Source organism: Niallia circulans NBRC 13626, assembly GCF_001591585.1.
GTDB classification, from domain to species: domain Bacteria; phylum Bacillota; class Bacilli; order Bacillales; family Cytobacillaceae; genus Niallia; species Niallia circulans.
The window spans coordinates 1-25,831 of record NZ_BCVE01000006.1 but is presented as its reverse complement, the minus strand read 5'-3'; the positions used below and the strand labels follow the sequence as shown (position 1 = coordinate 25,831).

General features: G+C 34.2%; 27 protein-coding genes, 1 pseudogene and 1 riboswitch. Of the genes and pseudogenes, 20 read left to right on the top strand and 8 right to left on the bottom strand.

All coding sequences use genetic code 11. The annotated features are described in order from the left end of the window. Positions 1 to 95 precede the first annotated feature (95 nt). Positions 96 to 1,421 carry a diaminopimelate decarboxylase gene (gene lysA / locus BCI01S_RS09230; RefSeq protein WP_061798308.1) on the top strand — a complete coding sequence of 442 codons (1,326 nt, stop codon included), beginning with the start codon at positions 96 to 98 and terminating at the stop codon, positions 1,419 to 1,421. A gap of 52 nt (positions 1,422 to 1,473) precedes the next feature. Here lysA and BCI01S_RS09225 read toward each other — a convergent pair whose 3' ends face one another. Then, the gene (locus tag BCI01S_RS09225; protein WP_047940322.1) at positions 1,474 to 2,340 is read right to left on the bottom strand and encodes a DUF1002 domain-containing protein; all 867 of its coding nucleotides are present in this window, start codon (positions 2,338 to 2,340) and stop codon (positions 1,474 to 1,476) included. An 844-nt stretch (positions 2,341 to 3,184) separates the two neighbouring features. On the opposite strand from BCI01S_RS09225, the gene BCI01S_RS09220 reads away from it, so the two are divergent. Then, the gene (locus tag BCI01S_RS09220) at positions 3,185 to 3,550 is read left to right on the top strand and encodes a GNAT family N-acetyltransferase (protein WP_047940323.1); all 366 of its coding nucleotides are present in this window, start codon (positions 3,185 to 3,187) and stop codon (positions 3,548 to 3,550) included. Between the two features lie 78 nt (positions 3,551 to 3,628). On the opposite strand, the gene BCI01S_RS09215 is transcribed toward BCI01S_RS09220, so the two are convergent. Further along, positions 3,629 to 4,156, bottom strand: a complete 528-nt coding sequence (locus tag BCI01S_RS09215) for a DUF309 domain-containing protein (protein WP_061798304.1) — start codon at positions 4,154 to 4,156, stop codon at positions 3,629 to 3,631. Between the two features lie 210 nt (positions 4,157 to 4,366). Between BCI01S_RS09215 and BCI01S_RS09210 the strand changes: the two genes are divergently transcribed. The 11 genes from BCI01S_RS09210 to BCI01S_RS09160 all read left to right on the top strand — a co-directional run bounded on the left by BCI01S_RS09210 (position 4,367) and on the right by BCI01S_RS09160 (position 15,158). Continuing rightward, the gene (locus BCI01S_RS09210) at positions 4,367 to 5,119 is read left to right on the top strand and encodes a segregation/condensation protein A (protein WP_082138214.1); all 753 of its coding nucleotides are present in this window, start codon (positions 4,367 to 4,369) and stop codon (positions 5,117 to 5,119) included. 4 nt (positions 5,120 to 5,123) lie between these two features. Beyond that, positions 5,124 to 5,705, top strand: coding sequence for an SMC-Scp complex subunit ScpB (gene scpB / locus BCI01S_RS09205; RefSeq protein WP_061798302.1), 582 nt, complete (start codon positions 5,124 to 5,126; stop codon positions 5,703 to 5,705). 222 nt (positions 5,706 to 5,927) lie between these two features. Beyond that, positions 5,928 to 6,821: a superoxide dismutase gene (locus tag BCI01S_RS09200; protein ID WP_047940326.1), complete on the top strand. Its 894-nt coding sequence runs from the start codon at positions 5,928 to 5,930 to the stop codon at positions 6,819 to 6,821. 170 nt (positions 6,822 to 6,991) lie between these two features. Next, complete coding sequence (locus BCI01S_RS09195) at positions 6,992 to 8,143, top strand: D-alanyl-D-alanine carboxypeptidase family protein (RefSeq protein WP_047940327.1); 1,152 nt, start codon at positions 6,992 to 6,994, stop codon at positions 8,141 to 8,143. Next, positions 8,136 to 8,723 carry a nucleoside recognition domain-containing protein gene (locus BCI01S_RS09190; protein WP_047940328.1) on the top strand — a complete coding sequence of 196 codons (588 nt, stop codon included), beginning with the start codon at positions 8,136 to 8,138 and terminating at the stop codon, positions 8,721 to 8,723. The genes BCI01S_RS09195 and BCI01S_RS09190 overlap by 8 nt, the downstream gene beginning before the upstream one ends. 6 nt (positions 8,724 to 8,729) lie before the next feature. Continuing rightward, positions 8,730 to 9,263 (top strand): spore maturation protein, encoded by a 534-nt coding sequence (locus BCI01S_RS09185; protein WP_047940329.1) that lies wholly within the window; start codon positions 8,730 to 8,732, stop codon positions 9,261 to 9,263. A 356-nt stretch (positions 9,264 to 9,619) separates the two neighbouring features. Then, entirely contained in the window at positions 9,620 to 10,348 is a 729-nt protein-coding gene (gene rluB / locus BCI01S_RS09180) for a 23S rRNA pseudouridine(2605) synthase RluB (protein WP_047940330.1), read from the top strand. Positions 10,349 to 10,688: 340 nt separating this feature from the next. Continuing rightward, a complete protein-coding gene (locus tag BCI01S_RS09175; RefSeq protein ID WP_047940331.1) occupies positions 10,689 to 11,405 on the top strand; it encodes a response regulator transcription factor in 717 nt (238 codons plus the stop codon). After that, positions 11,402 to 13,174: an ATP-binding protein gene (locus BCI01S_RS09170; RefSeq protein ID WP_047940332.1), complete on the top strand. Its 1,773-nt coding sequence runs from the start codon at positions 11,402 to 11,404 to the stop codon at positions 13,172 to 13,174. The genes BCI01S_RS09175 and BCI01S_RS09170 overlap by 4 nt, the downstream gene beginning before the upstream one ends. A gap of 276 nt (positions 13,175 to 13,450) precedes the next feature. Then, positions 13,451 to 13,996 carry an RNA polymerase sigma factor SigX gene (sigX, locus tag BCI01S_RS09165; protein WP_047940333.1) on the top strand — a complete coding sequence of 182 codons (546 nt, stop codon included), beginning with the start codon at positions 13,451 to 13,453 and terminating at the stop codon, positions 13,994 to 13,996. Beyond that, entirely contained in the window at positions 13,974 to 15,158 is a 1,185-nt protein-coding gene (locus BCI01S_RS09160) for an RsiX family anti-sigma factor (protein ID WP_061798300.1), read from the top strand. Before sigX ends, BCI01S_RS09160 begins: the two co-directional genes overlap by 23 nt. A gap of 370 nt (positions 15,159 to 15,528) precedes the next feature. Here BCI01S_RS09160 and BCI01S_RS09155 read toward each other — a convergent pair whose 3' ends face one another. Next, on the bottom strand, positions 15,529 to 15,705 hold the full coding sequence (locus tag BCI01S_RS09155; protein ID WP_235844472.1) for a hypothetical protein: 177 nt from the start codon (positions 15,703 to 15,705) through the stop codon (positions 15,529 to 15,531). A gap of 754 nt (positions 15,706 to 16,459) precedes the next feature. Between BCI01S_RS09155 and BCI01S_RS09150 the strand changes: the two genes are divergently transcribed. Then, the gene (locus BCI01S_RS09150; protein WP_082810034.1) at positions 16,460 to 17,236 is read left to right on the top strand and encodes a M23 family metallopeptidase; all 777 of its coding nucleotides are present in this window, start codon (positions 16,460 to 16,462) and stop codon (positions 17,234 to 17,236) included. Between the two features lie 237 nt (positions 17,237 to 17,473). After that, positions 17,474 to 17,608, top strand: a riboswitch (FMN riboswitch). A 168-nt stretch (positions 17,609 to 17,776) separates the two neighbouring features. Further along, complete coding sequence (locus BCI01S_RS09145) at positions 17,777 to 18,358, top strand: ECF transporter S component (RefSeq protein ID WP_047940335.1); 582 nt, start codon at positions 17,777 to 17,779, stop codon at positions 18,356 to 18,358. A 183-nt stretch (positions 18,359 to 18,541) separates the two neighbouring features. Here BCI01S_RS09145 and BCI01S_RS09140 read toward each other — a convergent pair. Together BCI01S_RS09140 and BCI01S_RS09135 are read right to left on the bottom strand one after the other, a co-directional pair. Then, positions 18,542 to 18,712 (bottom strand): annotated as a pseudogene (locus BCI01S_RS09140) (transposase); the annotation flags it as partial. Positions 18,713 to 19,107: 395 nt separating this feature from the next. Next, positions 19,108 to 19,356: a ferredoxin gene (locus BCI01S_RS09135; protein ID WP_047940337.1), complete on the bottom strand. Its 249-nt coding sequence runs from the start codon at positions 19,354 to 19,356 to the stop codon at positions 19,108 to 19,110. A 314-nt stretch (positions 19,357 to 19,670) separates the two neighbouring features. On the opposite strand from BCI01S_RS09135, the gene BCI01S_RS09130 reads away from it, so the two are divergent. The 5 genes from BCI01S_RS09130 (at position 19,671) to BCI01S_RS09110 (ending at position 24,215) form a co-directional block, all read left to right on the top strand. After that, on the top strand, positions 19,671 to 20,723 hold the full coding sequence (locus BCI01S_RS09130) for a YpbB family protein (protein WP_061798295.1): 1,053 nt from the start codon (positions 19,671 to 19,673) through the stop codon (positions 20,721 to 20,723). After that, positions 20,720 to 22,213, top strand: a complete 1,494-nt coding sequence (locus tag BCI01S_RS09125) for a RecQ family ATP-dependent DNA helicase (protein WP_047940339.1) — start codon at positions 20,720 to 20,722, stop codon at positions 22,211 to 22,213. The genes BCI01S_RS09130 and BCI01S_RS09125 overlap by 4 nt, the downstream gene beginning before the upstream one ends. A 9-nt stretch (positions 22,214 to 22,222) precedes the next feature. Beyond that, a complete protein-coding gene (locus BCI01S_RS09120) occupies positions 22,223 to 22,807 on the top strand; it encodes a CPBP family intramembrane glutamic endopeptidase (RefSeq protein ID WP_047940340.1) in 585 nt (194 codons plus the stop codon). Between the two features lie 76 nt (positions 22,808 to 22,883). Beyond that, the gene (locus tag BCI01S_RS09115; protein WP_061798289.1) at positions 22,884 to 23,633 is read left to right on the top strand and encodes a LysM peptidoglycan-binding domain-containing protein; all 750 of its coding nucleotides are present in this window, start codon (positions 22,884 to 22,886) and stop codon (positions 23,631 to 23,633) included. Positions 23,634 to 23,756: 123 nt separating this feature from the next. Continuing rightward, positions 23,757 to 24,215, top strand: coding sequence for a DUF2663 family protein (locus BCI01S_RS09110; protein WP_047940341.1), 459 nt, complete (start codon positions 23,757 to 23,759; stop codon positions 24,213 to 24,215). A gap of 323 nt (positions 24,216 to 24,538) precedes the next feature. Here the strand turns inward: BCI01S_RS09110 and BCI01S_RS09105 are convergent, their stop codons facing one another. The 3 genes from BCI01S_RS09105 to BCI01S_RS09095 are packed head-to-tail and all read right to left on the bottom strand — an operon-like array spanning position 24,539 to position 25,645. Beyond that, complete coding sequence (locus BCI01S_RS09105; RefSeq protein ID WP_047940342.1) at positions 24,539 to 25,108, bottom strand: manganese catalase family protein; 570 nt, start codon at positions 25,106 to 25,108, stop codon at positions 24,539 to 24,541. 47 nt (positions 25,109 to 25,155) lie between these two features. Beyond that, positions 25,156 to 25,416 (bottom strand): spore coat protein CotJB, encoded by a 261-nt coding sequence (locus BCI01S_RS09100; RefSeq protein ID WP_047940343.1) that lies wholly within the window; start codon positions 25,414 to 25,416, stop codon positions 25,156 to 25,158. A 7-nt stretch (positions 25,417 to 25,423) separates the two neighbouring features. Next, positions 25,424 to 25,645 (bottom strand): spore coat associated protein CotJA, encoded by a 222-nt coding sequence (locus tag BCI01S_RS09095; protein ID WP_047940344.1) that lies wholly within the window; start codon positions 25,643 to 25,645, stop codon positions 25,424 to 25,426. Between the last annotated feature and the right edge of the window lie 186 nt (positions 25,646 to 25,831).

The window sequence follows — 25,831 nt, the reverse complement described above, 5'->3', positions numbered from 1 at the left end:
TATTTATATGTTTCACACACAGACAAGTTCTTCGTTAAGTAGACTGTCTGTTTTTAATAGGAGATATAATTTTATAGAAGAATAGAGGGGAATCCATGCACTATTACGGAACTTCAAAAGTGAACGATGCAGGTCATCTTGAAATAGGTGGAGTCGATACACTGGAATTAGTCGAAAAATTTGGAACACCTGTTTATGTATATGATGTTGAATTAATTAGAGAAAGGGCGAAAGGTTTTAAGGAGACTTTTGATCAGCTTGGAGTAAAAGCGCAAGTGGCTTATGCAAGCAAAGCTTTTTCTACTATAGCAATGGTTCAACTAGCAAACGAAGAAGGCTTATCATTAGATGTAGTTTCCGGTGGTGAGTTATATACTGCAATTGCTGCAGATTTCCCTGTAGAAAGAATCCATTTTCATGGGAATAATAAAAGTAAAGAAGAACTATTGATGGCAATTGACGAACAGATTGGCTGCATTGTTGTCGATAATTTTTATGAGCTTGAAATGCTTACTCAACTATGTGAAGAAAAAAATAGGAAAATGTCGATCTTACTAAGAGTGACGCCTGGAATTGAGGCACATACTCATGATTATATTTTAACTGGTCAAGAAGATTCTAAATTTGGGTTTGATTTACAAAATGGACAAGCAGAAAAAGCGTTGTTAGAAGCGATTAAATCGCCGTTCATAGAGGTACTAGGCCTTCATTGTCATATTGGGTCTCAGATTTTTGATACAACAGGTTTTGTTCTCGCTGCCCAAAAAATAATGGCACATTTATCAGAATGGAAAGCCAATCATCATTTTGAATCAAAAGTATTAAATTTAGGTGGTGGATTTGGTATTCGTTATACCGAGGAAGACCAGCCTATTCAGCCAGCTGAGTATGTAGAAGTAATTATCAAGGAAGTAAAAGAACAAGTAAACAACTTAGAAATGCAAATGCCGGAAATTTGGATTGAGCCAGGCAGATCTCTTGTAGGGGATGCAGGAACTACTTTATATAAAATCGGTTCACGAAAGGAAGTACCGAATGTTAGAAAATATTTAGCAATTGATGGAGGAATGAGCGATAATATTCGTCCTGCTTTATATCAGGCCAAATATGAAGCAGTGCTGGCAAATAAACCGCTGCAAGCCCCAGATGAAACAGTTTCCATTGCAGGAAAATGCTGTGAATCAGGAGATATGCTTATTTGGGACCTTCCTTTACCTAAAGCAGGCGATCATGATGTACTTGCTGTATTCTGTACAGGAGCTTACGGATATTCGATGGCAAACAATTATAATCGAATCCCAAGACCACCTGTTGTGTTCGTGGAAAATGGAGAAGCAAGATTGGTAGTGAAGAGAGAATCATTTGAAGATTTATTACGCTTAGACTTGCCATTAAAAGAAACAGCTTCATTAAAAAAATAAAGCTAAAAAAGGGAGTCGCTAAGACTCCCTTTTTTACTTGAGTAAATAATAGTTAAGAGAAGAAAGATTTGATTGCTTCAACAATACTTGTAAAGACTTCTTTAATCTTTGCTAAAAATCCTTTTCCTTCTTCGCTTTCTAAATAGCCCGTTAATTTATCCTTTGCTTCACTCAGCTGATTTCCAACTTGATTCCAGTCAATATTAAGTTCTTTTAATTTATTAAAGAAGGAAATAAGACTTTGAAGCTGTTCATCCGTTAAACTGATATTTAATTCTTTAGCAGAATCTTGAATAATTGTTTGTATTTCTTCAACTGTTTTTGGTTTTTGCTCTGCTATTTGCTCCTTCACTTTAGCCATTAAAGCAGTGGCTTCCTCTTGGCCAATATCTTCCCCTAAATTAGCTGTCTCCACCATCTCTTCATTGGCAGCTTGCTTTACGTCTTCTGGGATAACAGTATCTGTAGAGACTTCGTATGCTTTAATAATTCCTGTTAATGCAGCTGTACCAGAAACTTCAATAGGCGCAGTAATATAAATTTTTGCATCCTTTACCCCGGCAGTAATCAAGGCATTAATATACATTTCGTCCGTAACCCAATTAATATTTTTGGTAGTAACTTGAATTCCAGTACCTTTGTCCCCGATTGTAATGGCCGAAGAAGAGATTGCTCTAGTACCAATTAACGATTTTGAAATGTACTTTCCTAAATATTGATGCTCTTCTTTATTAGAAACAGTAATAATTTCTGCATCTTCAGGTGCTTTCATTTCAGTTAATAAAAGCTGTTTTTGTTCGGCTGTTAAGTTTTCACCAAGTGTAACAATCATGTCCCCAACTGCTACATCAGCATAAGCTGGAATCGGTATTAATAGTAAGAAAGCTAGAACCATCCATATCCATTTATTTTTTTTCATTCGTTTACCTCCTGTTTTCCTTCTGCAGAACTAGGTGAAAAGTAGCGCTATCCATATTTGATAAAATAGCATAAATTTCCGTGATCTAAAATAACTACATCTAATAGACGTAATTCAACTACAATAAGTTTCTTATTTTAGTTTTATTGTCTTCTTTCCCTTTATTATTCACCGTAACTCCTGAAAAAATGAAGTTTTTGTGTAGCTTTTTAACATATATATGCATATTTTATATAGTATTAAATAAATTTAAAGTGGTAAATAATTTGATTTAGATTGGAAAGTAAAGGTTTTTTCCTTTTAGAAGCTAGATAGTTATTTTCTCAATATCTTTATGTATAGAATTCAGAGTTGCTTTGTTCGGGCTAACAAGAAAGCAATCAACGGGCAGGAATATTAAGAAGTAAAGCTAGTAAAGGGAACGGTAATAGTAATAAATGTTTAAAATATTTAGTGGCTAGCTATTTAGAAATGAAGACGAGGAGGGACAAGCAGAATTTTAGAAGTCCTCAAAAAATTCTCTTCAAAGATGTATACGGAAGAAAGACTTGGATAAATAGTATTATCTCTATAAGGGTAATTTGGCATGGATAGAATGAATCCTTATGCTTAAAAGATTTTCATTGAAGAATACCGCTAATTTATGTATGATAGAACCAATAACATTTATCATATTTTTGGGGCGGTCCTAAATGATTCTTACAAAAAGGAAGAGGATGGTAAAAATTCGTTTCAGTTTCGTACAGATGAAAAATTTTTAATTTAACATCAGGAGATTGATTGAATCTTATTTTTGATGGGAAAACTGTTAGTGAATATGTTTTAAAAATAATGAGGGATATTAATGATTATTCGATATAAAAAGGCATTTGAAAAGATTGCAATGGGATTGCTTTCTTTTATGCCTGCAGAAAAAGATTTAAAAGTATTACAACAAACAATTAAACAATATGAGTCGGAAGAAAATTGGCAATTATTTTTATGGAAGGAAGAGGAAGATATTATTGGCTTAATAGGCGTTATCTTTGAAGATGAATCTTCCATTACCATCCAGCATATAACTGTTAATCCATCTCATCGCCATCAAGGTGTTGGAAAAGCTATGGTTCAAGCTGTTAAAGGTCTTTATCCGAACCGTACATTAAAATCAAATGAATTAATTGTCAATTTTTTATCTAAGTGTAACGATGGTGTTCAAGTAGATAAATAAAAAAGAGGTGTTTTCTAGGAAGAATCCATTGAATTGGTTCTTTAAGAAAACACCTCTTTTGTGATAAGGACGGCACTATTAAAGGTGCTTATCCTTTTGTTTTCTTTGAAGCAGTGCGTTTTCTCGTTCCTTTATAACCATACTTCTATCTCGGCTTATATGACGATGAATGATTTCAAAAGGAACCGGCTCACTATTTTTCCATTTCAGTCCCTTTATATGTGCTGATTCGATACAGTTCATTTCTAAGTTAGGGTCTGTAAATGGTAAATGATAGGTACAGAAGGCATGTTGCTGTTTAATATGCTTTTCTTGTAGCTTTAATAAAAGAAGTAATTTTGAAGCATCGAGACCTAATTTCTTAATTATTTCCTGCTTCTTTTCTAATAACTGCATGCTTTTTATAAGCGTTTTTTCTGCTCCTTTAAAATTTTTTCGGCGATGATGATAGGCAGATACTGCTAAGAGAATAAATCCTACCCAAATAGAATCTTTATTGCCACTATCGACTTTTTTCCAATATTCCTCTAAAATTTCATGACACTCAAAATAATCTTGATCGCAATGAAAATGTACAAGAAACTCTATATATTCATTTGGATACATTATTATCTCCTTATTCTTTACTGAAATTAAAATGGGGTTAAAGGATCCATTACATGTCTGTTATTATATCGATAAATGATAAAAAATGTAACGATAAGACTTAAAATTAGGGAAATGGTGATTTTTCTGTTGGATAACTATTGTGTTTCGTTTATATTAATACTATCATTATTAAGTTAAAGGGATTCTATTAGGATTTTGGTGAGAATAATGCAATATAATGTGAAAATTGATAGTTTTGAAGGACCATTAGATTTACTTCTTCATTTAATCAATAAATTGGAAATTGATATTTATGATATTAACGTCGCAGAAATTACCGAACAATATTTAGATTATGTTCATGCCATGCAAGTGTTACAATTAGACGTAGCGAGTGAATTTTTGGTGATGGCAGCAACTCTTTTAGCGATTAAGAGTAAAATGCTTTTACCAAAGCATGAAGAAGAGTTATTAGATGACGATTTAATGTATGAGCCGGAAGAAGATTCACGAGAAGAGCTAATTGAGAGGTTAGTAGAATATCGTAAATTTAAAGAGGCTGCAGATGATCTAAAAGAGATGGAATTGGAAAGAGGGCTTATATTTACGAGACCTCCAAGTGATTTATCAGATTTTAACGTAAGTAATGAAGAAAGCATCAAACAAGAGTTAGATGTTTCTTTATATGATATGCTTGCTGCCTTTCAAAAATTGCTAAAACGTAAAAAGTTACAGTCACCGTTAGCAACAAAAATCACGCGGCAAGAAATTCCAATAGAAAGTCGAATGGAAGAAATTGTCGGGTTTTTAAGAACTAGAAGAGAGAGAACATCTTTTGAAGACCTTTTTCCAGTCGCCACAAAATCACATATTGTCGTGACTTTTTTGGCAATTTTAGAACTTTTAAAGCGTCGACAAATATTTGTAGAACAAGAAGGAAACTTTGCAGATATTTTTGTAATGGGAAAGGAAGTTGAATAACAGATTGAAAGTGAATGATTGGAAAGCAATCGTTGAAAGTCTTCTCTTTGCCGCGGGAGATGAAGGATTAACGATCAAGCAATTAATGCATGTTTTAGATATGGAGCAATTAGAAGTAGAACAATTAATAGATGAGCTAATAAAAAATTATCGTAAGGATAAAACAAGAGGAATTTCTATTATTGAAATCGCTGGTACGTATCAATTTGCCACAAAGAAAGAGCATTCGGAGTATCTAAAAAAGTTAGTGGAATCCCCACATGCATCTACCTTATCACAGGCAGCTCTTGAAACATTGGCAATCATTGCATATAAGCAGCCGATTACACGTGCAGAAATTGAGGAAATTAGAGGGGTGAAAACGGAAAGACCTCTTCATACGCTTTCAGCAAAAGCGCTCATTAAAGAAGTGGGTAGAGCAGAGGGAGCGGGAAGAGCCATTCTATATGGAACAACCAAAGAATTCTTGGATCACTTCGGATTAAAGAATATTGGGGAATTACCTCCATTGACAGAAAAGGAAGAAGAGTTTAATCAAGAAGAGGCTGATTTGTTTTTTGAATCGTTTCAGCAAATAGAAGAATAAAAAAGGAGTATCTAGGCAGTGGCTTAGATACTTTTTTATTATTTTAAAAAAGAAGGTTTATCTTTTGCTCGAATAATTGTGTCCAAATTCCACGCATTTAAGAAAAACTACATAGAGTACATCCAACAAGATCAGTAAAGAGGTAATTTAAAGACATGATGCTCATCCTTTTATCATACCTTTTATAAGAACGATAATGGAGGAAATGGAGTTGGCACATAGATGAGTAGTTATAATGAATATGTTAGAAATGTGTTAATTTGGAACCAGGAATTAAAGCAGTTATTAGAATCGGAAGAAGTTCAAAAGGAAGAGAGTATTTGGAAAAGGCTTGATAAATTTTCGCAGTTAATGGAAGGTGTTCAAAGAAAACCAATTGAAACAGAGGAATTAATTAGAATTCAGCATGAAGCAGAAGAGCTTCATGAACAAATGGAAAGCTATTTTGCCCAAAGACAACAGCTTGGAACAATATTTATAAAGGAGCCGACAATTGCAGCCGGAGAGCATCAATTGCCGCAGTTAGCATATGCTTATGATGCCCTAGAACCTTATATTTCAAAGGAGATTATGGAGCTCCATCATCAAAAGCATCATCAATCCTATGTGACAGGACTGAATAAGGCAGAAGAGAAACTAAAAGAGGCAAGAAAAAATAATGATTTTGCCCTTGTGAAACATTGGTCTAGAGAGCTGGCATTTCATGGTTCAGGACATTATCTCCATACAATTTTTTGGAATAATATGAGCCCTAATGGTGGAGGCAAGCCCAAAGGTGCATTAATGGAGGAAATAAGGAGCTATTTTGGTAGTTTTAATGCTTTTAAAAATCACTTTTCAGAAGCAGCAAAAGCGGTGGAAGGTGTTGGTTGGGCGCTTTTAGTATGGTCTCCAAGAGCAAGGCGCCTAGAAGTTCTTCAATCCGAACGACATATGCTGTTAACCCAGTGGGACACCATTCCATTATTAGTACTTGATGTTTGGGAACATGCATACTATTTGCAATACAAAAACAATAGAGGCGATTATGTAGATAATTGGTGGAACATTGTTAATTGGAAAGATGTTGAAAATCGATTTTTAAAAGCAAGTGAATTGAAATGGCGCCCCTATTAAAGGGAAGTCATAACTATAATTTAAAAATAACAGAGATATATGCTATAAAATATGCAGTCCCTTTTAGGACTGCATATTTTATTTGCTAGGAAGCTCTATTTATTAGTCATATGCTTGTCTTTTTTTTCATAAACTTGTACAAACCATTAAAGGAGACGAGGTTGTGTTAAATGAAATTACGTAAACTTATTATTCTTACAATCATTACCTCCATTCTGTTTCTCGCTATTCCCCAAAAAAGCAGTGCACAAATGTATGTAAGTGCACAAAGTGCGATATTAATGGAACAAGATTCTGGACGAGTTATTTTTGAAAAGGACGCACATACAAAAAGAAGGATTGCTAGTATAACAAAAATAATGACCGCGCTCCTTGCGGTGGAGTCTGGAAAATTAGAGGATACAGTGACTGTTAGTAGTAATGCAATTAGAACGGAAGGATCATCTATCTACTTACAAGAAGGGGAAAAAATTAAGCTTGAAGATCTTGTATATGGATTGATGCTTCGCTCAGGAAATGATGCCGCAGTTGCTATTGCTGAAACTGTTGGTGGAAGTCTAGATGGCTTCGTCTATTTAATGAATCAAAAAGCAGAAGAAATCGGCATGAAAAACACTCATTTTGCTAATCCCCATGGACTTGATGATCATGAAGACCATTATTCTACAGCTTACGATATGGCACTGCTTACCCGTTACGCAATGAATAATGATACATATAAAAAAATTGCTGGGACAAAAAGCTATCGTTCGGAAAGTACAAACAATGAGTGGGATCGGGTCTGGAGGAACAAAAACAAACTTTTAACAAGTCTATATGAACATTCAACAGGAGGAAAAACAGGGTATACAAAGAGAGCAAAAAGAACATTGGTCAGTACAGCGGAAAAGGATGGAGTAGAATATATAGCAGTAACGTTAAATGATCCGGATGACTGGGATGATCATATTAATATGTTTGAAACCGCGTTTAAAACATATAAAAAAGTGCAGGTACTTGAGGAAGGGAAAATAAAAACAGTTAAAAATAAATTTTATAAAAATAAAGTATATATAAAGTCTGATTTAGAATACCCAGTGACAGAGAAAGAAGAAGATTTATTTAAGGTTGAGTATAGTTTGACAAAGGTGAAGAAAGAATGGGAAAAAAATCAGGAGGAAGTACCTGAAATAGTAGGAGAAGCAAAAATATATATAGATAGTAAACTTGTAGATAGTGTTCCTATTCATTTTAAAAACACTAAGGCAAAAGAATCAAAAAGCTTTCTAGATTATTTTAAGAATATGTTTACAGCAATGACTGGGGTTGGCAAGCATGGTTAATTATATTTGGGCAGCGCTAGCTATTATAGGAATTGTTTTTGCAGCAGTTAATGGAACGATGGATGAAGTAAATAAAGCGATTTTTTCTGGAGCAAAAGAAGCGGTAACAATATGTATTGGGCTTATAAGTGTTTTGGTTTTTTGGCTGGGGATGATGAAAATAGCAGAACAGGCTGGGTTACTTCAAAAGCTTACAAATCTATTTAGACCAATAGTAGCAAAGCTTTTTCCCGAGGTTCCAAAAAACCACCCAGCAATGGGGTATATATTATCGAATATGATTGCTAATATATTTGGGTTAGGTAATGCTGCAACACCTCTAGGGATTAAAGCAATGGAAGAATTGAAAAGATTGAATGGGGGCAAGAATTCAGCAAGTAACAGTATGATTACTTTTCTTGCCTTAAATACGTCATGTATTACTTTAATTCCGACAACGGTTATTGCTATCAGAATGAATTACCATTCTGCTTCTCCGACAGATATAGTAGGCCCAACTATTATTGCAACCATTTTCTCCTGTATAGGCGGGATTTTAATTGATCGCTATTTTTACCATAAGAGAATGAGAAAAGGGTGATGAGTGATGGAGATAGTATCTTTAATTTCATTGTGGATGATTCCTTCCCTCATCGGGTTTATTTTACTGTATGGAACATTTAAAAAGGTTCCAACATATGAAAGCTTTGTTGAAGGTGGAAAAGAAGGAATACAAATTGCGTTCTCCATCATTCCCTATTTAGTTGGAATGCTTGTTTCTATCTCCATTTTTCGCGCATCTGGGGCATTAGAATTTTTTATGAGTTTTCTTAAGCCTGTATTAGACTTTATCGGCGTTCCCTCCGAAGTAGCACCATTAGCAATTATAAGACCAATATCAGGAAATGCAGCATTGGGAATGACAAGTGATTTAATCGCAACATATGGTCCAGATTCCTTTATCGGCAGGCTTGCATCTGTCATACAAGGAAGCACCGATACCACTCTTTATGTATTGACCGTTTATTTTGGGGCAGTAGGGATAAAGAAAATGGGGGATGCCTTGAAAGTTGGATTACTAGCGGATCTTATTGGATTTATTGCTGCTATTTTAGTTGTAACTTTAATGTTTGGTAAATAATCATAAAATGTCTTAGGGAAAGTTTGGGGTATTGGAACTTTTCCTAAGGCATTTTTTTGTTGTTTGGCAGATTCTTTCTCTTTCTATGAGAGTTCTAAAAGATTGTTAAGGTTAATGAGAAAAAATAACAACCAACTATATAAAAATTCTTATTTAATGAGTAGATCCCTAATTTTAAAGATTTCTTTGAAATTTCGTCCATTTATGTCATAATTCATAGGAATGGCAAAAAAAGAACGATCAAGGTTTTGAAATTAGTCTATTTTCATAATAGGATAAAAAATAAACGCTTATAAAATATTTTGTAATATGATCAATCATTTTTTACTGTTGAGAAATTGGATGAGGTGATTTAGATGGAAAGACTACAAAAAGTAATTGCACACGCTGGAATTGCATCAAGAAGAAAAGCAGAGGAATTAATTCTTGACGGAAAAGTAAAAGTTAATGGGAAAACAGTGAAAGAACTAGGTGTGAAAGTAGGTTCTAATGATAAAATTGAGGTAAGTGGAATTCCTGTTGAGAGGGAAGAACCAGTTTATTTTATCCTTTATAAACCAAGAGGGGTAATTTCTAGTGTCAATGATGATAAAGGAAGAAAAGTTGTAACGGATTATTTTTCTGAGATTGAAGCAAGAATTTATCCTATAGGACGATTAGACTATGATACTTCAGGTATCATTCTTTTAACAAATGACGGGGAATTTGCAAACCTTATGATGCATCCAAAAGGAGAAATTGAGAAGGTATATGTTGCAAAAGTCAAAGGCATCCCTGCTCGTGAGAAAGTAAAGCAACTCGAAAGAGGGATTATGCTAGAGGATGGAAAAACAGCCCCTGCCAAGGCGAAAATTCTCTCTGTTGATAAGAAAAAAGGAACAAGTATTGTCGAACTGAAGATTCACGAAGGAAGAAACCGCCAAGTCAGAAGAATGTTTGAAGCGATTGGAACACCTGTAATGAAATTAAAAAGGGAAAGATATTCATTCCTAAATTTAAATGGCTTGCAGCCTGGAGATGCTCGTGAATTAACTGCACATGAAGTGAAATTACTAAGAGCAGAAGCGCAAAAGAAAAAAGGATAAACTGTATATATTTTCGTATTCTCCAGCGTCTATATCCTTGTATTGCATAACAATGTTTACCTACTTAATACGACAGAAATTACACAAAAATGTTCATAAAAGTTTCACATATTGCAATGGATGATAACAATATCTACATGATAATAATGCTATAATAATTGTGGAAGATTAGATAAATCATTTATATAAATTACAATGTTATTGGAGAAATGCAGTATAAATAATAAACGATAAGATAAATAGCTATTACAAATAGACATGGCATTTATTTATACATGCAGCTAACGAAACAATAAAAAAGATAATCGTTTCGTGTATTTTTGTTAGGAGGGTATGAACGATGGAGAAAGAAATAAAAATCCTAGTGGTAGATGACGAAGAAAGAATTAGACGTCTTCTAAAGATGTACTTAGAAAGAGAAGAGTTTATTGTGGAAGAAGCGGAAGACGGAATGAGCGCTCTTTCTAAGGCATTAAACACAGATTATGATGTTATCTTACTCGATCTAATGATGCCTGGTAAAGATGGTATGGAGGTATGCAAGGAGCTAAGAGAAAAGAAGACTACTCCAGTAATTATGCTTACAGCCAAGGGAGAAGAAGTAAATAGAGTTCAAGGATTTGAAGTCGGGACAGACGACTATATCGTAAAGCCATTTAGTCCAAGAGAGGTTGTTCTGCGAGTAAAAGCTTTATTACGCCGCTCTACCAAAACGACTTTTGAGCAAAGCGATAGTTCTTCAAAAGATGTCATCATCTTTCCAGCATTGACTATTGATCATGATGCACACCGCGTATTGGCTAGTGGGAAAGAGGTAAGTTTAACTCCAAAAGAATATGAACTGCTATATTTCTTAGCTAAGTCACCAGATAAAGTATTCGATAGAGAATTACTCTTAAAAGAAGTATGGCATTATGAATTTTTCGGTGATTTAAGAACGGTTGATACACATGTTAAACGATTAAGAGAAAAGTTAAACCGTGTATCAGAAGAAGCAGCAAGCATGATTGTAACAGTTTGGGGAGTAGGATATAAGTTTGAGGTTAACAATGGATGAAGTTTTGGCGGAGTGTAGTATTTAAGCTTTGGATTACTTTTTTATTGTTGGTCTCCGTTGTATTAACGATTCTAACAATTATGCTTCTTGAGTATTTTGAGCAGTATTATACCGAGCAGACGGAAACAGAATTAACAAATACCGCCACAAAAATATCGGAAATAATGAAAGAGCATAATAATCAAATAGGTTTGGAAATTGTAGGAGAACTACTTGATCATTCAACAGGAGCTGTCATCGTTTCCTCTCCAGATCAAGTGTATTATTATCCAGAGAGTGGCTTGCAAGAACTTTCTTATTCTTTCATACAGGGCAATGAAGACTTAAACAAGGTGATGACAAGCAATAAGACAGCAGTTGTAAGGACAGAATTAAACAATAAAGACAATACACCTGAACAAGTAGCGATTGTCGGATCCCCTCTCCATGTGAATGGAGAGGATGGAGCTGTTTTTATTTATCAGTCCTTACAATCGATGAATGAATCTAAACAATCTACCGCCAAATTTATTGTGTTAGCAGCTGTTATTGCGATTATTCTAACAACGATTTTTGCTTTTTTCCTACTAACAAGGATTACTGCTCCGTTAAGGAAGATGAGAGAAGCTGCATTTGAAGTTGCCCAAGGTAATTTTGCAGCTAAGGTTCCCATTATGGCACAGGATGAAATTGGCGAACTTTCCATCGCATTTAATGAAATGGCGAAAAGGTTAAATTTTAATATGAACGCCTTAAGTCAAGAAAAGGAGCAGTTAGATAATATACTAAGTGGAATGGCAGACGGAGTGCTAACCCTTAATCGAAATGGTAGTTTATTGCTTACGAATCCTCCTGCTGAGAAATTTTTGCAGCATTGGTATTATGAAAAAGGCGAATTAAGTGATATGCAAGCACAAATCCCAGAAGAATTACGTAAATTGTTCCAGCTTGCTGTTCATACTGGTAATGAACAAATAGATGAAATCACTTTACAGGGAAGAAACTGGGTAATGATTGTCAGCCCTTTATATGATAAGAAGGATATTAGAGGAGCGATTGTCGTCATTCGCGACATGACAGAGGAACGTAAATTAGACAAGCTACGGATCGATTTTATAGCCAATATTTCTCACGAATTAAGAACACCTATAAGTATGTTACAAGGATACAGTGAAGCGATTGTCGATAATATTGCTGAGTCAGAGGAAGAAAAGAGAGAGATGGCTCGAATTATTTATGATGAATCATTACGTATGGGTCGTTTAGTCAATGAATTTTTAGATTTAGCCAGAATGGAAACAGGTTATCTTGAATTAAGGAAGGAAACAATTGATCTATACCCATATATTAATCGGGTAGCGAGAAAGTTTAATGCCATCGCTAAAGAAAAAGAAATCACCTTTACTGTCTCTATATCGGAGGATATTGGGGAGTACGAACTTGATCCAGATCGTATCGAACAAGTTCTAACCAATATAATGGATAATAGTATACGCCATACACCAAGTGGTGGAACAGTTTTTTTAAGAGGCAGATCGGATGATTATGGAGTGTATCTAGAAGTAGAGGATACCGGTTCTGGAATTCCAGAGGAAGATTTACCATATGTCTTCGAGCGCTTTTATAAAGCAGATAAAGCTAGAACAAGAGGTAATGCTGGGACAGGCTTGGGATTAGCTATTGTCAAAAATATTATTGATTCCCATGGGGGAGATATATCTGTTTATAGTAAATATGGTCGAGGAACGACATTTTTTATCTTTTTACCTCGAAATAAAGAAGAAAATTAGAGAATGTGGCGATTCTTCTTGATTCACAAGAAACAATTTAACATAATAGAACGTATGGGGTGTCTAAAAAAGTATTTGACCCTGCAAGCTATTTTTCCATTTTGTATGTATGAAATTATTACATACAGATATAACTTGTGAGGTCAAACTTTTCAGGGCATCTTTTCTTGTGTTTACGTACTAATGGGATAAAGGAAATTAGAATAATTACATATAAGTAGTGAAACTAAATAAGTTAAACTTACGACTAATATAGTGAACGGGGGAGGGAATGAGATGAACTCCGTTTTTGATGAAATCTATAATAAGTATCATCATGACGTTTTTCAATTTTTATTTTATATGGTAAACCATAAAGAAACGGCCGAAGATTTAATGCAAGAGGTCTATATTCGTGTACTTAAATCTTATCATCGCTTTGAGGGGAAAAGCTCTGAGAAAACCTGGTTATTTAGTATTGCAAGAAATGTCGCAATTGACCACTTTCGCAAACAAAAAAATTGGAAAGACCGTATTATGGATAAATTCGACTGGTCGAAACAGCAAGTAAAAGCAGAAGGATTTCTGCCAGAAGAAATCACCTTGCAAGCAGAAGAAGTAAAAGGTGTTTATCATGCCTTACAATATTGTACAGTAGACCAACGAATGGTTATTGTGTTTCGGTATATTCAAGAATTATCTATTGCGGAAACAGCCAAAGCACTAGGATGGACAGAAAGCAAGGTGAAAACAACCCAGCACCGTGCCTTAAAAGCACTGCGCAACTTTTTAGAAGAGTATGATGGAAAGGAGGATTCTTATGCCGAAACAAAAGTGGAATGATGACAAAATAAAACTGGTGCTTAAACAGATGCCATATATAAAAGATGAGAGAAGTCCAGAATTTATCTATCGTACAATCCAAATGAAAAAGAAGAGCGAACGGAAATCGCGAAGAATAATGCCCGTACTGGCGACCGTATGTACGCTTATGCTCCTGTTCATTATTAGTCAAAGCTTCTTTGATAGTAATAGAGAGGACTCTTTTAAGCGTGAAAGCAAGATGGCTGATAATTCTGCTGAAATGAAAAATAAAAGCTATGATATAGCTGAAACCGCTGAAAGTGAAAATTATGACATGACAGATGAACAAGGAGAAAGGCTCACTACTTCACTCATCCCATCGGCTATTTACGAGAATGAGGTAGGAAAGCAAGAATTATTAACGTACCCAATACCAGATAAAAATGTCCAAGTCATTGTTCCTGTCAGCATTTTAGTGGAAAATCCAAATAAGCTGTCTAGATTTGATTTGTATGTGGAAAACGTGAAGAAAGTAATCGGCGTCAACAAACAGTTAAGCAGCTATTTCCCAATTAGTCCAGAGATGTTTGCATATGATTTAAAAGATGATTACATCGAAGTAAATGTGAAACAGGGAATTTCAAATTTTGGTTCTCATTCCGAAGACTTTTTTAATACAATGGTTCAGCAGCAACTACAAACCATTGGCGCCAAGAAAATGGAGTTTTATACAGACGGTAAACTAGGAGCAGTACTAGGAAATCGCGAAGAAACAAGTATTGAGTATAAACCGTTAGAGAATAGAGCATATTTTCTTTTAGAGAATGATGAACAAGATGATCAACCATTATATGTGCCTTGGGAAAAGCCATATGATACGATTGAAAATGCTTTTGATGCCATGGAAAATAATATAGACACACATGGTTTGTCAGCTTCCATCCCTGATACTATTGATATTGATAAGGTTTCAAAAGACGAGAGCAAGGGAGAATTAGTTGTTCATTTATCTAATGAAAGTAAAATGGAAGAAGATCAAAAAACATTACATGCAATTGAGTCCATTTTATTAACAGCAAAAGATTTTAAATATTCTACAGTAAAGTTTGAGAATACCAATGTTAAAGAAGTAGGTGGATTTGAGCTAACGAAAGAATTAGATGTTCCGGTTGCCGCCAATAAAGTTGATATTGAGCAATAATAAAAGAGAATTTTTTTGTATTAGTGAAGTTATATTAGAGATAATATTACAATAGTTCATTTTACGTGCTTTAGCACTTTATATAGAGAAAAAACATATTAAGATGGGTTGGGACATAAGTATTTCAACAAATATAACTCCGAACAATTATACGTATATCCTAAAAAATTCGTATAATTGTTCTGGGTTTTATTCATTTAAGAAAGAATGCTTTTTTTCATCACCTGCAGACTGAATATACTTCGCTTTCCATTGGGCGAGCTCCGATCCGCTTTGTCATTTCACTCTACAAAATTATAATAGTAAATGATTGAAATTTAAGATAACTGATATATAAATAGAGATGCATAATCTTTATTTAACTTATCAGCTATATCCCACAATAGACCGACAATAACTCCTGAAAAATGGATATTCCATATAAATGAGTCATGTCAGTATCGCTAATAATACTTAAATTAGTATTAACTACCCATCCCGCTACTCCTCCAGCGGTCACACTCACAACTGTTAAGCTTCCACTTCTCCTTTGTATATTCTTTTTCACACAGAACTCTCCTTTAAATAGCTTTGTTACTACTAGTATTAATTGACTATTTTTATGCCTAACTCCCTAAAAGACAATTTTTTCCTTTTTGTTAGTATAGTTAAGGACAATTCCTTATCATCTATTTTGTTTTAACATAAATTTACAAATTAGTTTCCAATAAGAATTACAGAAAGAAGGCATCTTTTTTTGATTAATTATGTATGAATATCCATAGTCATCTATACATAAAAAAGAAAATATCGAAAATCCAATATGCGGTCTGCTAATGGCTTTGTTCTTTTTTACGTTAATCTCCTCCTTAGACTTCATCGTAAAATTCCTTTTTTATGGAAGTTTTTTATTACCTTAGAATAAAATCAGAAAGAATGTAGACAATATATCGTGTCTCTTTTCCAATTAAAATCAGCTATTGGCACATACATAAAAAATAGATATGCATTTTTCTCTATGCATTCTATAGTTCTAACCATTAACATGTACTCATAAGTTGAAAGAGAAGATTGGATAGGGACAGATAGAAACTTGCCTGCAAGTAATTTTTCTATCTTTGCAGGCGGTTAAAACTTACATAGAATGCAGATAAGTGAATAGGATAGCGCGTTAAGTACTTTTTTAAAGAAACCTTCTCTTCTTGAAGAGTTCTTTATAAACCATTGATACAATACTTTACAACCAAAAGAGAATAGGTAGTATTCAACTGAAAACGGTCATAAATAGGCTGTTGAACACGGACAGAATAGGAGGATACCAAATGGGAGACTATATTAGGAGAATACTTATTGCTGCTATCATGCTTTTGTTCATTAGTTTATTGTTTTTAGGAGGGAAGCATTCTCAAGCACAGTCTTTCTCCTTAGCGGAACGAACAAAAACATGGACATGGCCAAGTGAAGGAATAATCACGGATACCTTTAATACTAGAAATGGTACACATAAAGGAATAGATATTGCAGGCGATTTGGGAGAGGACGTTTATGCAGTTGATGAAGGAATTGTAACCAGATCTTATTATTCCCAATCTTATGGAAATGTTGTTTTTGTTAAACATAAAAATGATCTTGAAACGGTCTATGCTCATTTGAATAAACGATTCGTAAAGGAAAAGCAATTGGTGAAAAAGGGTGAAGTAATTGGTGAAATGGGCAATACAGGACAGTCTTCTGGCGTTCATTTACATTTTGAAATACATAATAAAGAGTGGACTGTTGCAAAAGAAAATGCTATTAATCCAATTTTAGTTTTAGGAGATGTAGAGGTAGGGCAGACTGTGAAAATAGCTGTGGAGGAAGAGAGTGAGGCTGTCATAACAGAGCCATTCGAAAACCTTACCCACACACCACATTCGAACTTAGTTCACGAGGAAGAAAAGAAGTTAGAAGAAGAATACATAAGGAGAAGTATTAAGGAAATGGAAATTAATATAGAAGAGGATAACTCGGAACTATCAACAATACCCTATAAAAAAGCAAGTATTTATTTAAAAAGTAGTAAGTATCTTTTAGGAGAAACAAGCGAGGATTATACATAGAAGCTATATATGGAAAGATACAGAATTTCGCTTTTATGGAGGAAAAACCGCGAAAAGAGTTCACAAGATACTATTTTTTTAAGGAATAAATATAATAGTATTTTGTGAACTCTTTTTGAGTTTAAATGGCATATATTTGTGAATTTATGAACAAAATTTGAAATTATAAGCAAACTTCTTCACAAATATTTATTCCTTAGGGTATAATAACTTATGTAATAAAACAAATTAATATTGGTCTATCTTCGGGGCAGGGTGAAATTCCCGACCGACGGTGATGAGTTTGTACTCAAAGTCCGTGACCCTACTACGGTAGGTTGATTTGGTGAAATTCCAAAACCGACAGTAAAGTCTGGATGGGAGAAGATGGAGGTTCTGCAATCGTTCAAATTATCTGTTAAGAACGTTTATTGAGTTTGCGTACCTTTAATTACTCCCTCAAGTCTCTAGAGCTTGAGGGTTTTTATTTGGCGCATTCCTAAAAAATTGCTGAATCTTTCTTCTTAGGTAGATGGATCCTAATTAGAAGGAGAGAAAAAAATGAAGAAAAAAATGAATGTAAGAAAGTATGTTTTAATTGGAATGATGAGTAGTTTAGCCTATGTGCTAATGATGCTTAAATTTCCAATCCCACCATTTCCAAGTTATTTAAAAGTTGATTTTAGCGATATTCCAGCATTAGTTGCCGCACTTATTTTAGGACCAGGGGCTGGAATATTAGTTGAGTTGATTAAAAATATATTAGATTATTTAATAACCGGAAGTGATACTGGAATTCCTGTTGGTCATTTCGCGAATTTTATCGCTGGAATTTCTTTCATCTTACCGACTTATTTTATGTATAATGCGATTAAATCCAAAAAAGGAATGGCTATCGGCTTAGCCCTTAGTATTATCATAATGACGGGATTATTAAGTTTGTTTAATTACTTTATTATGCTGCCATTCTATAATACATTAATGAAAATACCGACTGATACAACTTTATTAAAACAAACGGTTCTTTCAGCTATTATTCCATTCAATTTGTTAAAAGGAGTAATTATTTCTATCATTTTTGCATTAGTATTCTCAAAAATGGGTGTATGGATTAATAAACAAATCCCTTCTAGGAATGTTTAATCAAAAAACAGTTCAGTGTCTATCTGAATTGTTCAGTTTGTCGACAAAAGGGGATCAGAATGTTTTCATTCTGATCCCCTTTTGTAATTTATGGTCTTTTTTTTGTTATTTTATTGTATTTTGATCTATTCTTTATGCTCTTCTTAAGCTGTTACCGGGCTCACCCAAGTCCAGTTGGCCATTTTCTTTTGCATCTGCGAAAACACGTTCAATCGTTTCTTTTCGCTTGGCATAAATTTTTTTGATAACTTGTTTATGTCGAAGGTGATCTGCTTCTTCCACATACTTTTCCCATGCATGTCTTTGAATGAGTTTTTGGTAACTAAGTGATTTGGTGGAACAAGTTGATCTAAAGCAATCATTTCTACTTTGACCTCTTTGAATAGAAGAATGTTTTGGAAAGCATGATTTCACCTCTAAAAAATATCTATATTTTAAACCAGAGCAGTTAAAATTCTAGACTAACTTGATGAAACCAGGTTGATTGGAGCGGAAGGGGGGAGACTCCTAGGGAAGATGCGAGAAAGTCCGAGACCCTGCAGGAGCGTATGCGACGAAGCGGCTCGGCGCTCGCCCCATGGAAAGCGAACCCCTGTAGCGGAAATCAACACCTTATTAAAAAAGGTCACAAAAAAGACCATAGGCAAAACCTCAAATTTCAAGGAGTTTGTCTACAGTCTGAAACAGTTTAAATAAAAAGAACAGAAAGGAATCATTATCCCTTTCTGTTCTGTGTATGATAAAGAGCGCTATTCGAATTTAAGAGGATCTCCATCAAAGGATTCGTCGCTCACTTTAATCGAATCTGTCGGACAACCTTCAAAAGCATCTAACATATCATCTAATAATACTTCAGGTACTTCCACTGTTCCTTGATTATCATCTAACATAACGAAAGCAATCCCTTCGTCATCGTAGTCATAAATATCAGGTGCCGCTGCTCCGCAAGCTCCACATGCAATACATGTGTCTTTATCAACAATTGTATATTTTGCCATGAGTAAAAAAACCTCCAGTGTTATTCATACGGAGTATATACATGACTAGCATACTCCTTACTATTATCTTATTGTAAGACTGAATCTTTAACTTTTCAATATAAAAGAAAGATAAAAAGTAGAAAGTAAGGACTACCTTCCTTAAAATAGTCAAAAACTCAAACGCTTTCCATTATATTTAAAGCCCTTTTTATTGAAAAATATGTGAAGGATATGTGATCAAAGTACACTAAAAAATAAAATTCATGGTAAAATATAAGAAATGTTACAAACAAATTTCAACAAAATTTGTCAAACTGAAGGAAGAGGAAAATATGTCCTTTATTAAAATAATCATTTTAAACTGTCTATATAAAATGAATGGAGAAAGAACTATCTACTCTATTCTTCATATATTAAATGGAAAAAAGTCATCACAAACCATCCAAGATATTCATATCTTTCAGCTGACCTCTTTATTTCAGGCATTCCCTTTATTAACAAGAGAGCAACTGGATCAAATAATTTATACCTTATATAAGGAAGAATGGCTAGAAAAAACAGGAGAAAATCATTATTTAGTTAAAAACGATAGAAAGCTAGAATTAGAAGTATTATTGAAGGATAATCCATTTCCAAAAGATTTAAAAGGCTGGAGATATCATTCATTAACTGGGCCATATTGGCAAAGACTTTCATTATTTGTACAAGTTACTTCTCACTTATCGAAAAAAAGTAATCATTATATGCCGATACAAAGAAACCCTGCAGCACAACTATGGTTGAAGAATACCTTACATACTATGTCGTCTATAGATAGAAGTGAAATGAATCGCTATCTCTATCAGGAAATAGTTGACTGTCTGGAAGAGAGTGAATTAGATCCGCTCATTCTTATTATCCGACTTACCGGAAGTGATAGAATAGGTCTAACTTCAGAGCAAGCAGCAATAGAATTGGAACTAGATCCATACTATTATCAGCTATCTTTCCTTGCTATTCTTCATTACATGATAGAGAAAATTCTATCTAATAAGGGGGAGTTTCCACTGTTAAGTCAAATGATTAAAGAAAGTAAGAAACCATTTACCCTGACAGAGTCAACGGCTAAAACATTTAATTTAATCCAAAAGGGGTTAAGTATCGAGCAAATTGTTCGTGTGAGAAATTTAAAACAAAGCACAATTGAAGATCATATTATTGAAATACTATTGAATGTGCCTAACTTTCCTATAGATAATTTAGTGAGCAGCGAGAATATATCAAAAATCAAAGCATGTATGGAAAAATCGCCTTCTAAATCTTTAAAGGTGATAAAGCAGCAGTTAGCAGATGTTTCTTACTTTGAGATACGTGCAGTGATGGCAGGATACGGTGATTTTTCATGAATTTAGAAGCAATCTTAAAAAACTACTATCAGTTAAGTGCCTTTCGAGGTGGGCAAAAAGAAACGATAGAATCCATTCTTAACAAGAGGCACACATTAGCGATGCTGCCAACGGGGACAGGAAAGTCTCTATGTTATCAATTAGCTGGCAGGCTTATGGAGGGAACAGTAATTATTATTTCTCCTCTCTTGTCACTAATGCAGGATCAAGTGGAGCAAATGAAAATGAAAGGGGAAAAAAGAGTCGTTGCTTTAAATTCCTTTTTGAACCCAGCAGAAAAGAATAAAGTATTACGGCAAATTCAGCAATATAAGTATATCTTTATATCCCCAGAAATGATTTCATTGCCACATATCATAGATCAGCTGCAAAAAATGAAAATTAGTCTATTCGTTATAGATGAAGCACATTGTATTTCCCAGTGGGGATACGATTTTCGACCGGATTATCAAAAATTAGGGGAGATTCGACAAAAAATAAATAATCCCTTAACATTAGCTCTAACAGCAACCGCAACAGAAGCGGTTCGTGAGGATATCATAAAGTCTTTACATTTAGAAATGGTTGAAGAAATCATTTATTCTGTCGATCGAGCAAATATTGCTATAAATCTAGAGGAAGTCTCACACGTTCAAGGAAAAATGGATAAGCTTTTAGAATATATTCAAAGGCTTGATGGACAAGGCATTGTGTATTTCTCTAGCAAAAAGCTAGCTGAACAAACAGTAGCGTTTTTGAAAGAAAAATCTTCCAAACGAATAATGGCATACCATGGCGGCATGACGCAAGAAGATCGTATTCTTGTTCAACAGCAATTCCTAGCAGGACAATTAGATGTTATATGTGCAACAAGTGCCTTTGGAATGGGAATAAATAAAGAGGATATTCGCTTTATTATTCACTATCACCTGCCCACACAATTAGAATCCTATCTTCAGGAAATAGGCAGAGCTGGTAGAGATGGCAAACCGAGTGTATCCATCATCTTGTATACTCCAGGAGATGAGTGGATTGCTTATCAGTTGATTGAATCGGAATTGGCGGACGAATTACAAATTAATAAATGGAAAGCACGCTTAAAAAATTTCCCTTCATTTGAAGCATGGCAGAAAAAAGAAGGCTATCAATTAGAAATGCTCTTTACCGAGACCCAATGGCGCGTGTTGGAGTCTTATATTGAACCGAATAATAAAACGGTCTCCGAGCTATTGCATTCTCTAGATTTATATAACAATTTTAGAGAAAATCGGGTAAATGAAAAAAGACGAAAAGTGCAAGATCTAATGGAATGGCTACATTCTATATCTTGCCGGAGAAGGTATATATTAGAGTATTTCGGAGAAAAGTACGAAAGCAAAGAAAATGAAAATTGCTGTGATAGATGCGGAATAGATTTATCTAATTTCTTTCATAAAAAAAGCATGGAGGATGACGAGGTACTAGTGGATTGGAAGAATCAGCTGGCATTTATTTTAAATATAGTAAAGTAGGATATATAAATGAATAAAGCAAAATATACGGCCATAATTAATCAATTGTCAGACCGAGACTTAATAAAAAATGTATATATAACACAGTTTCTTCTCCTTATCATCACTTTCATACTGTATATTTTTGTTTTTCAATCGAACCCTCCATTAACAACAGTATTTAAGTATGAACAGACAGATTTTATCATTGGTTTGATAGCAGGATTAGCAATAACAGGAATAGATATTTTCTTGATGATACGATTTTCTAAACATTACCACGATGATGGTGGTGTGAATAAGCGAGTCTTTGAAAATAGGAATCCTTTTCATATTGCATTCATCGCATTAATGGTAGCATTTTGCGAAGAAATACTATTTAGAGGAGTAATCCAAACGAATTTAGGGCTGCTGCTAAGCTGTCTCCTTTTTGCTATGATGCATTACCGCTATTTATTTAATCCTTTTTTATTTATGAATGTCATTTTGGTAAGTTTCGTTATCGGTGTCTTATTTGAAGTAACAGAAAATCTCTGGGTGACAGTGATTATGCATTTTCTTATTGATTTCTTACTCGGTTGTATTATTCGGTTCAAGTTATTTCAAACGAGTTGAGTACATCAAGGGGAATGTCATGGAATAACCGCTCCTTTGTTAGGGGATTTTGGGGAATTGTAAGGATGGGATGTTTATGAAGAAAGAGGATCCATATAGAGTTCAGGCACAATTACAAAAACAAAGATTAAAGAAAGTGACAAGTGAAGAAGAAGTACCAGTAACAGAGGAAAGACAAGACTCTTCCCTCCCATCAAGAAGTACTGTTCACAAGAATAAGAAGAAAAAATTAAAGATACCAATTATTAGCTTGTTAGCATTTTTATTTATTTTATTACCAGTAGCTGTATTATTAGTATTAAATGGGAAAGATATTTCCAATCTTTTATCAACCGAGAATACTTCAGGAGTATTTGAAAATGTAAATATTCAAAAAGGGTACTCACCTAATAATAAAACAACACCTGACGATAGTGACAATAATCAAGATGAACTCGTAATTGTAAGTAATTCAACAGTGAAAAAAGAAGAAGAAATTCCTGAAGATAATTTGAAAGAAAAAGCTGAAGAAAAGGCTGAAGAAAAAGAAAAGGAAGCAGAGAAACAAAAAGAACAAAAAGAACAAAAAGAACAAAAGCAACGTTCAGAGAAAAAGATAGATAAGGAGCAGAAGCAGAAGCAAAAAGAAAAAGAAGAGAATTCTAGTCAAACAAATCCTAATGAAAAAATTGTGTACCATACAGTAGCAAAGGGTGAAAATTTATATCGAATAGCTTTAAAATATTATCCAAATGGAGATGGTATGGGGAAAATTAAAGCAGCCAATAATATGACCACAGATCAGGTGCAATTAGGGCAAACGCTGAAAATTATCATTGAACCATAATAACTTATTCTAACTTGTCCTTCCTCCACATATAGTTAAGTAAAGATGTTGAAATTGTTGTTTATACATTACAACGCTATTGGTAAATCAGACTTAATGTGCTATATAAAGGAGGAAGTGACTTTGGAACGATCAATCTTCCCTGAAAGGTATGATTTGGATGGTACGACGAAAAAGGTTCTCATAAAAATCATTGAGAAAAAGAAAAAATATGATAAATTAAAAAATCGACATTTGCTTATTATGTGGTTTACTATCTTTGCCTCATTCTGTTATTTTATTTGGTTATATAAACACATAGCTATACCATATTCACATTCATTTGCAGTCATGTTTTCCGTATATGTAAAAGAGAGTGAAAATTTATATCTCTTATTTCTATTGATTGGTGCATTTGGGTATATGAATGTGTTGAGACAAAAAAGAGATAAAGCGGAAAAGGAATACCATGACTTACGCTGTGAATTTATTGACAAAAGCAAAGATTTATTCGGAAATAGTGAGACTTGGAACGTTCGGCATGAAATATATAATACAATCAAAGATTCATATGATATCAATTTATTCCATCAAGCAAAGTGACAATTAGTTAGGTGGAAGATTACATATCCTGTTACTTATTTAAATATCTGCTTTATATCTATAAGTAGTTAGGGTAAAAACAAAGCAGACTAAAATACACGTAGACTCGTATGGGAGCTTGCAAGAAAGTCACCCGCAGAAACGCAGAGATGAGGAGAATAGGTTCTCAGCCCATGCAGAGAGAAGGGTATTCAGTCTGCGAGTGATTATCGGAAAAGCTGAAACAATCATACGTAATATGGTTAGCATTTCTATATTAAGGTTGCGATTTCTCTTTGGATGGAAAACTTGGAACTCTGCACTGTATTTATATAAAGCGAATACTAAAATATCTTTCGTTGGGCACGATCTTCTTTGATAATTTCTACTGCTTCTCTAAATCGTTGCGAGTGGACGATTTCTCTTTCTCTTAGAAAACGAAGGCTATCATTTAAATCTGGGTCATCACTCATATTAATAATCCATTGATAAGTAGCTCTTGCCTTTTCTTCCGCTGCTATATCTTCATACAGATCTGCGATTGGATCTCCTTTAGCTTGTATGTATGTTGCCGTCCAAGGATTTCCAGCAGCATCATGGTAGAATAAGGCGTGGTCGTGATTGACATAATGGTCACCAAGTCCAGCAGCTTTTAGCTGATCTGGAGTGGCATCTTTTGTCAGTTTATAGATCATAGTCGCGATCATTTCTAAATGAGCAAATTCTTCTGTTCCTATATCTGTTAATAACCCAATAACCCGATCAGGTATGGAATACCGCTGATTTAAGTATCTTAATGCTGCTGCTAGTTCTCCGTCTGCTCCTCCATATTGCTCAATTAAAAATCTAGCAAGCATAGGATTACAAGTACTTACTTTAACGGGATACTGTAATTTTTTCTCGTATATCCACATATCTTTTCATTCTCCTTTATCGCAAAATTATTTAGAAACATATCTTCTTATACTTGCCAAGGCCAAGGAGCAGCATCCCAATCCCATGGGGAACCAGATGGGCTATTTCCAAATTGTAATAAGGGCCCAAAATTATTTTCATATATTTTTTTGAATTTTTCTCTTTCTTTTACATAATGGTTAAATTGATTTATGGCATCTTGATCATAATGATGAGTATCTAAATATAAAGTAAGTTCAACTAATACAAAGTCTACAGCTTGAAGCTGCTCTAATAATTGATAATATTCTGGTGGCAACTGCTTCATTGTCTTTTCACTCCCTTTTCGTTTTTTCATATGGACTGAAATATGGGTCATAGAATGCTTTCCATAATGTTCCTGCTTTTAATGCTTCCATTGGACTAAATTGGGGCAGATTTGGTGGCTGAAAACCTAAAAATAAATTAGGCGGTGTGGAAAAAACTTTTGTTTTTATGGGTGGGCAAGGATCAAATGGACTGATATAAGGCTGATATTCTCTGTAAAATGAAGACATAGATTTCCCTCCTTTTTTTAATTTACTTTACATCTTATGTTGAAAGATTTAGTTACATGCTTGCTTTTAATAAAGTAGCAAATTCGTTTTGGTTTAAGTATGAATAGCTGAAGGGAAGGAAAAAGAGAAGCAGAAATTCTTGAGTAAATTACTTATCATTAGGAGCTATATAGATGGGGAGTGAAT

Excerpts from the sequence above, each read along its gene's own strand:
- lysA (WP_061798308.1), top strand. The coding sequence starts at position 96 with ATGCACTATTACGGAACTTCAAAAGTGAACGATGCAGGTCATCTTGAA.
- BCI01S_RS09225 (WP_047940322.1), bottom strand. The coding sequence starts at position 2,340 with ATGAAAAAAAATAAATGGATATGGATGGTTCTAGCTTTCTTACTATTA.
- BCI01S_RS09220 (WP_047940323.1), top strand. The coding sequence starts at position 3,185 with ATGATTATTCGATATAAAAAGGCATTTGAAAAGATTGCAATGGGATTG.
- BCI01S_RS09215 (WP_061798304.1), bottom strand. The coding sequence starts at position 4,156 with ATGTATCCAAATGAATATATAGAGTTTCTTGTACATTTTCATTGCGAT.
- BCI01S_RS09210 (WP_082138214.1), top strand. The coding sequence starts at position 4,367 with ATGCAATATAATGTGAAAATTGATAGTTTTGAAGGACCATTAGATTTA.
- BCI01S_RS09200 (WP_047940326.1), top strand. The coding sequence starts at position 5,928 with ATGAGTAGTTATAATGAATATGTTAGAAATGTGTTAATTTGGAACCAG.
- BCI01S_RS09195 (WP_047940327.1), top strand. The coding sequence starts at position 6,992 with ATGAAATTACGTAAACTTATTATTCTTACAATCATTACCTCCATTCTG.
- BCI01S_RS09190 (WP_047940328.1), top strand. The coding sequence starts at position 8,136 with ATGGTTAATTATATTTGGGCAGCGCTAGCTATTATAGGAATTGTTTTT.
- BCI01S_RS09185 (WP_047940329.1), top strand. The coding sequence starts at position 8,730 with ATGGAGATAGTATCTTTAATTTCATTGTGGATGATTCCTTCCCTCATC.
- rluB (WP_047940330.1), top strand. The coding sequence starts at position 9,620 with ATGGAAAGACTACAAAAAGTAATTGCACACGCTGGAATTGCATCAAGA.
- BCI01S_RS09175 (WP_047940331.1), top strand. The coding sequence starts at position 10,689 with ATGGAGAAAGAAATAAAAATCCTAGTGGTAGATGACGAAGAAAGAATT.
- BCI01S_RS09170 (WP_047940332.1), top strand. The coding sequence starts at position 11,402 with ATGAAGTTTTGGCGGAGTGTAGTATTTAAGCTTTGGATTACTTTTTTA.
- sigX (WP_047940333.1), top strand. The coding sequence starts at position 13,451 with ATGAACTCCGTTTTTGATGAAATCTATAATAAGTATCATCATGACGTT.
- BCI01S_RS09160 (WP_061798300.1), top strand. The coding sequence starts at position 13,974 with ATGCCGAAACAAAAGTGGAATGATGACAAAATAAAACTGGTGCTTAAA.
- BCI01S_RS09150 (WP_082810034.1), top strand. The coding sequence starts at position 16,460 with ATGGGAGACTATATTAGGAGAATACTTATTGCTGCTATCATGCTTTTG.
- BCI01S_RS09145 (WP_047940335.1), top strand. The coding sequence starts at position 17,777 with ATGAAGAAAAAAATGAATGTAAGAAAGTATGTTTTAATTGGAATGATG.
- BCI01S_RS09135 (WP_047940337.1), bottom strand. The coding sequence starts at position 19,356 with ATGGCAAAATATACAATTGTTGATAAAGACACATGTATTGCATGTGGA.
- BCI01S_RS09130 (WP_061798295.1), top strand. The coding sequence starts at position 19,671 with ATGTCCTTTATTAAAATAATCATTTTAAACTGTCTATATAAAATGAAT.
- BCI01S_RS09125 (WP_047940339.1), top strand. The coding sequence starts at position 20,720 with ATGAATTTAGAAGCAATCTTAAAAAACTACTATCAGTTAAGTGCCTTT.
- BCI01S_RS09120 (WP_047940340.1), top strand. The coding sequence starts at position 22,223 with ATGAATAAAGCAAAATATACGGCCATAATTAATCAATTGTCAGACCGA.
- BCI01S_RS09115 (WP_061798289.1), top strand. The coding sequence starts at position 22,884 with ATGAAGAAAGAGGATCCATATAGAGTTCAGGCACAATTACAAAAACAA.
- BCI01S_RS09105 (WP_047940342.1), bottom strand. The coding sequence starts at position 25,108 with ATGTGGATATACGAGAAAAAATTACAGTATCCCGTTAAAGTAAGTACT.
- BCI01S_RS09100 (WP_047940343.1), bottom strand. The coding sequence starts at position 25,416 with ATGAAGCAGTTGCCACCAGAATATTATCAATTATTAGAGCAGCTTCAA.
- BCI01S_RS09095 (WP_047940344.1), bottom strand. The coding sequence starts at position 25,645 with ATGTCTTCATTTTACAGAGAATATCAGCCTTATATCAGTCCATTTGAT.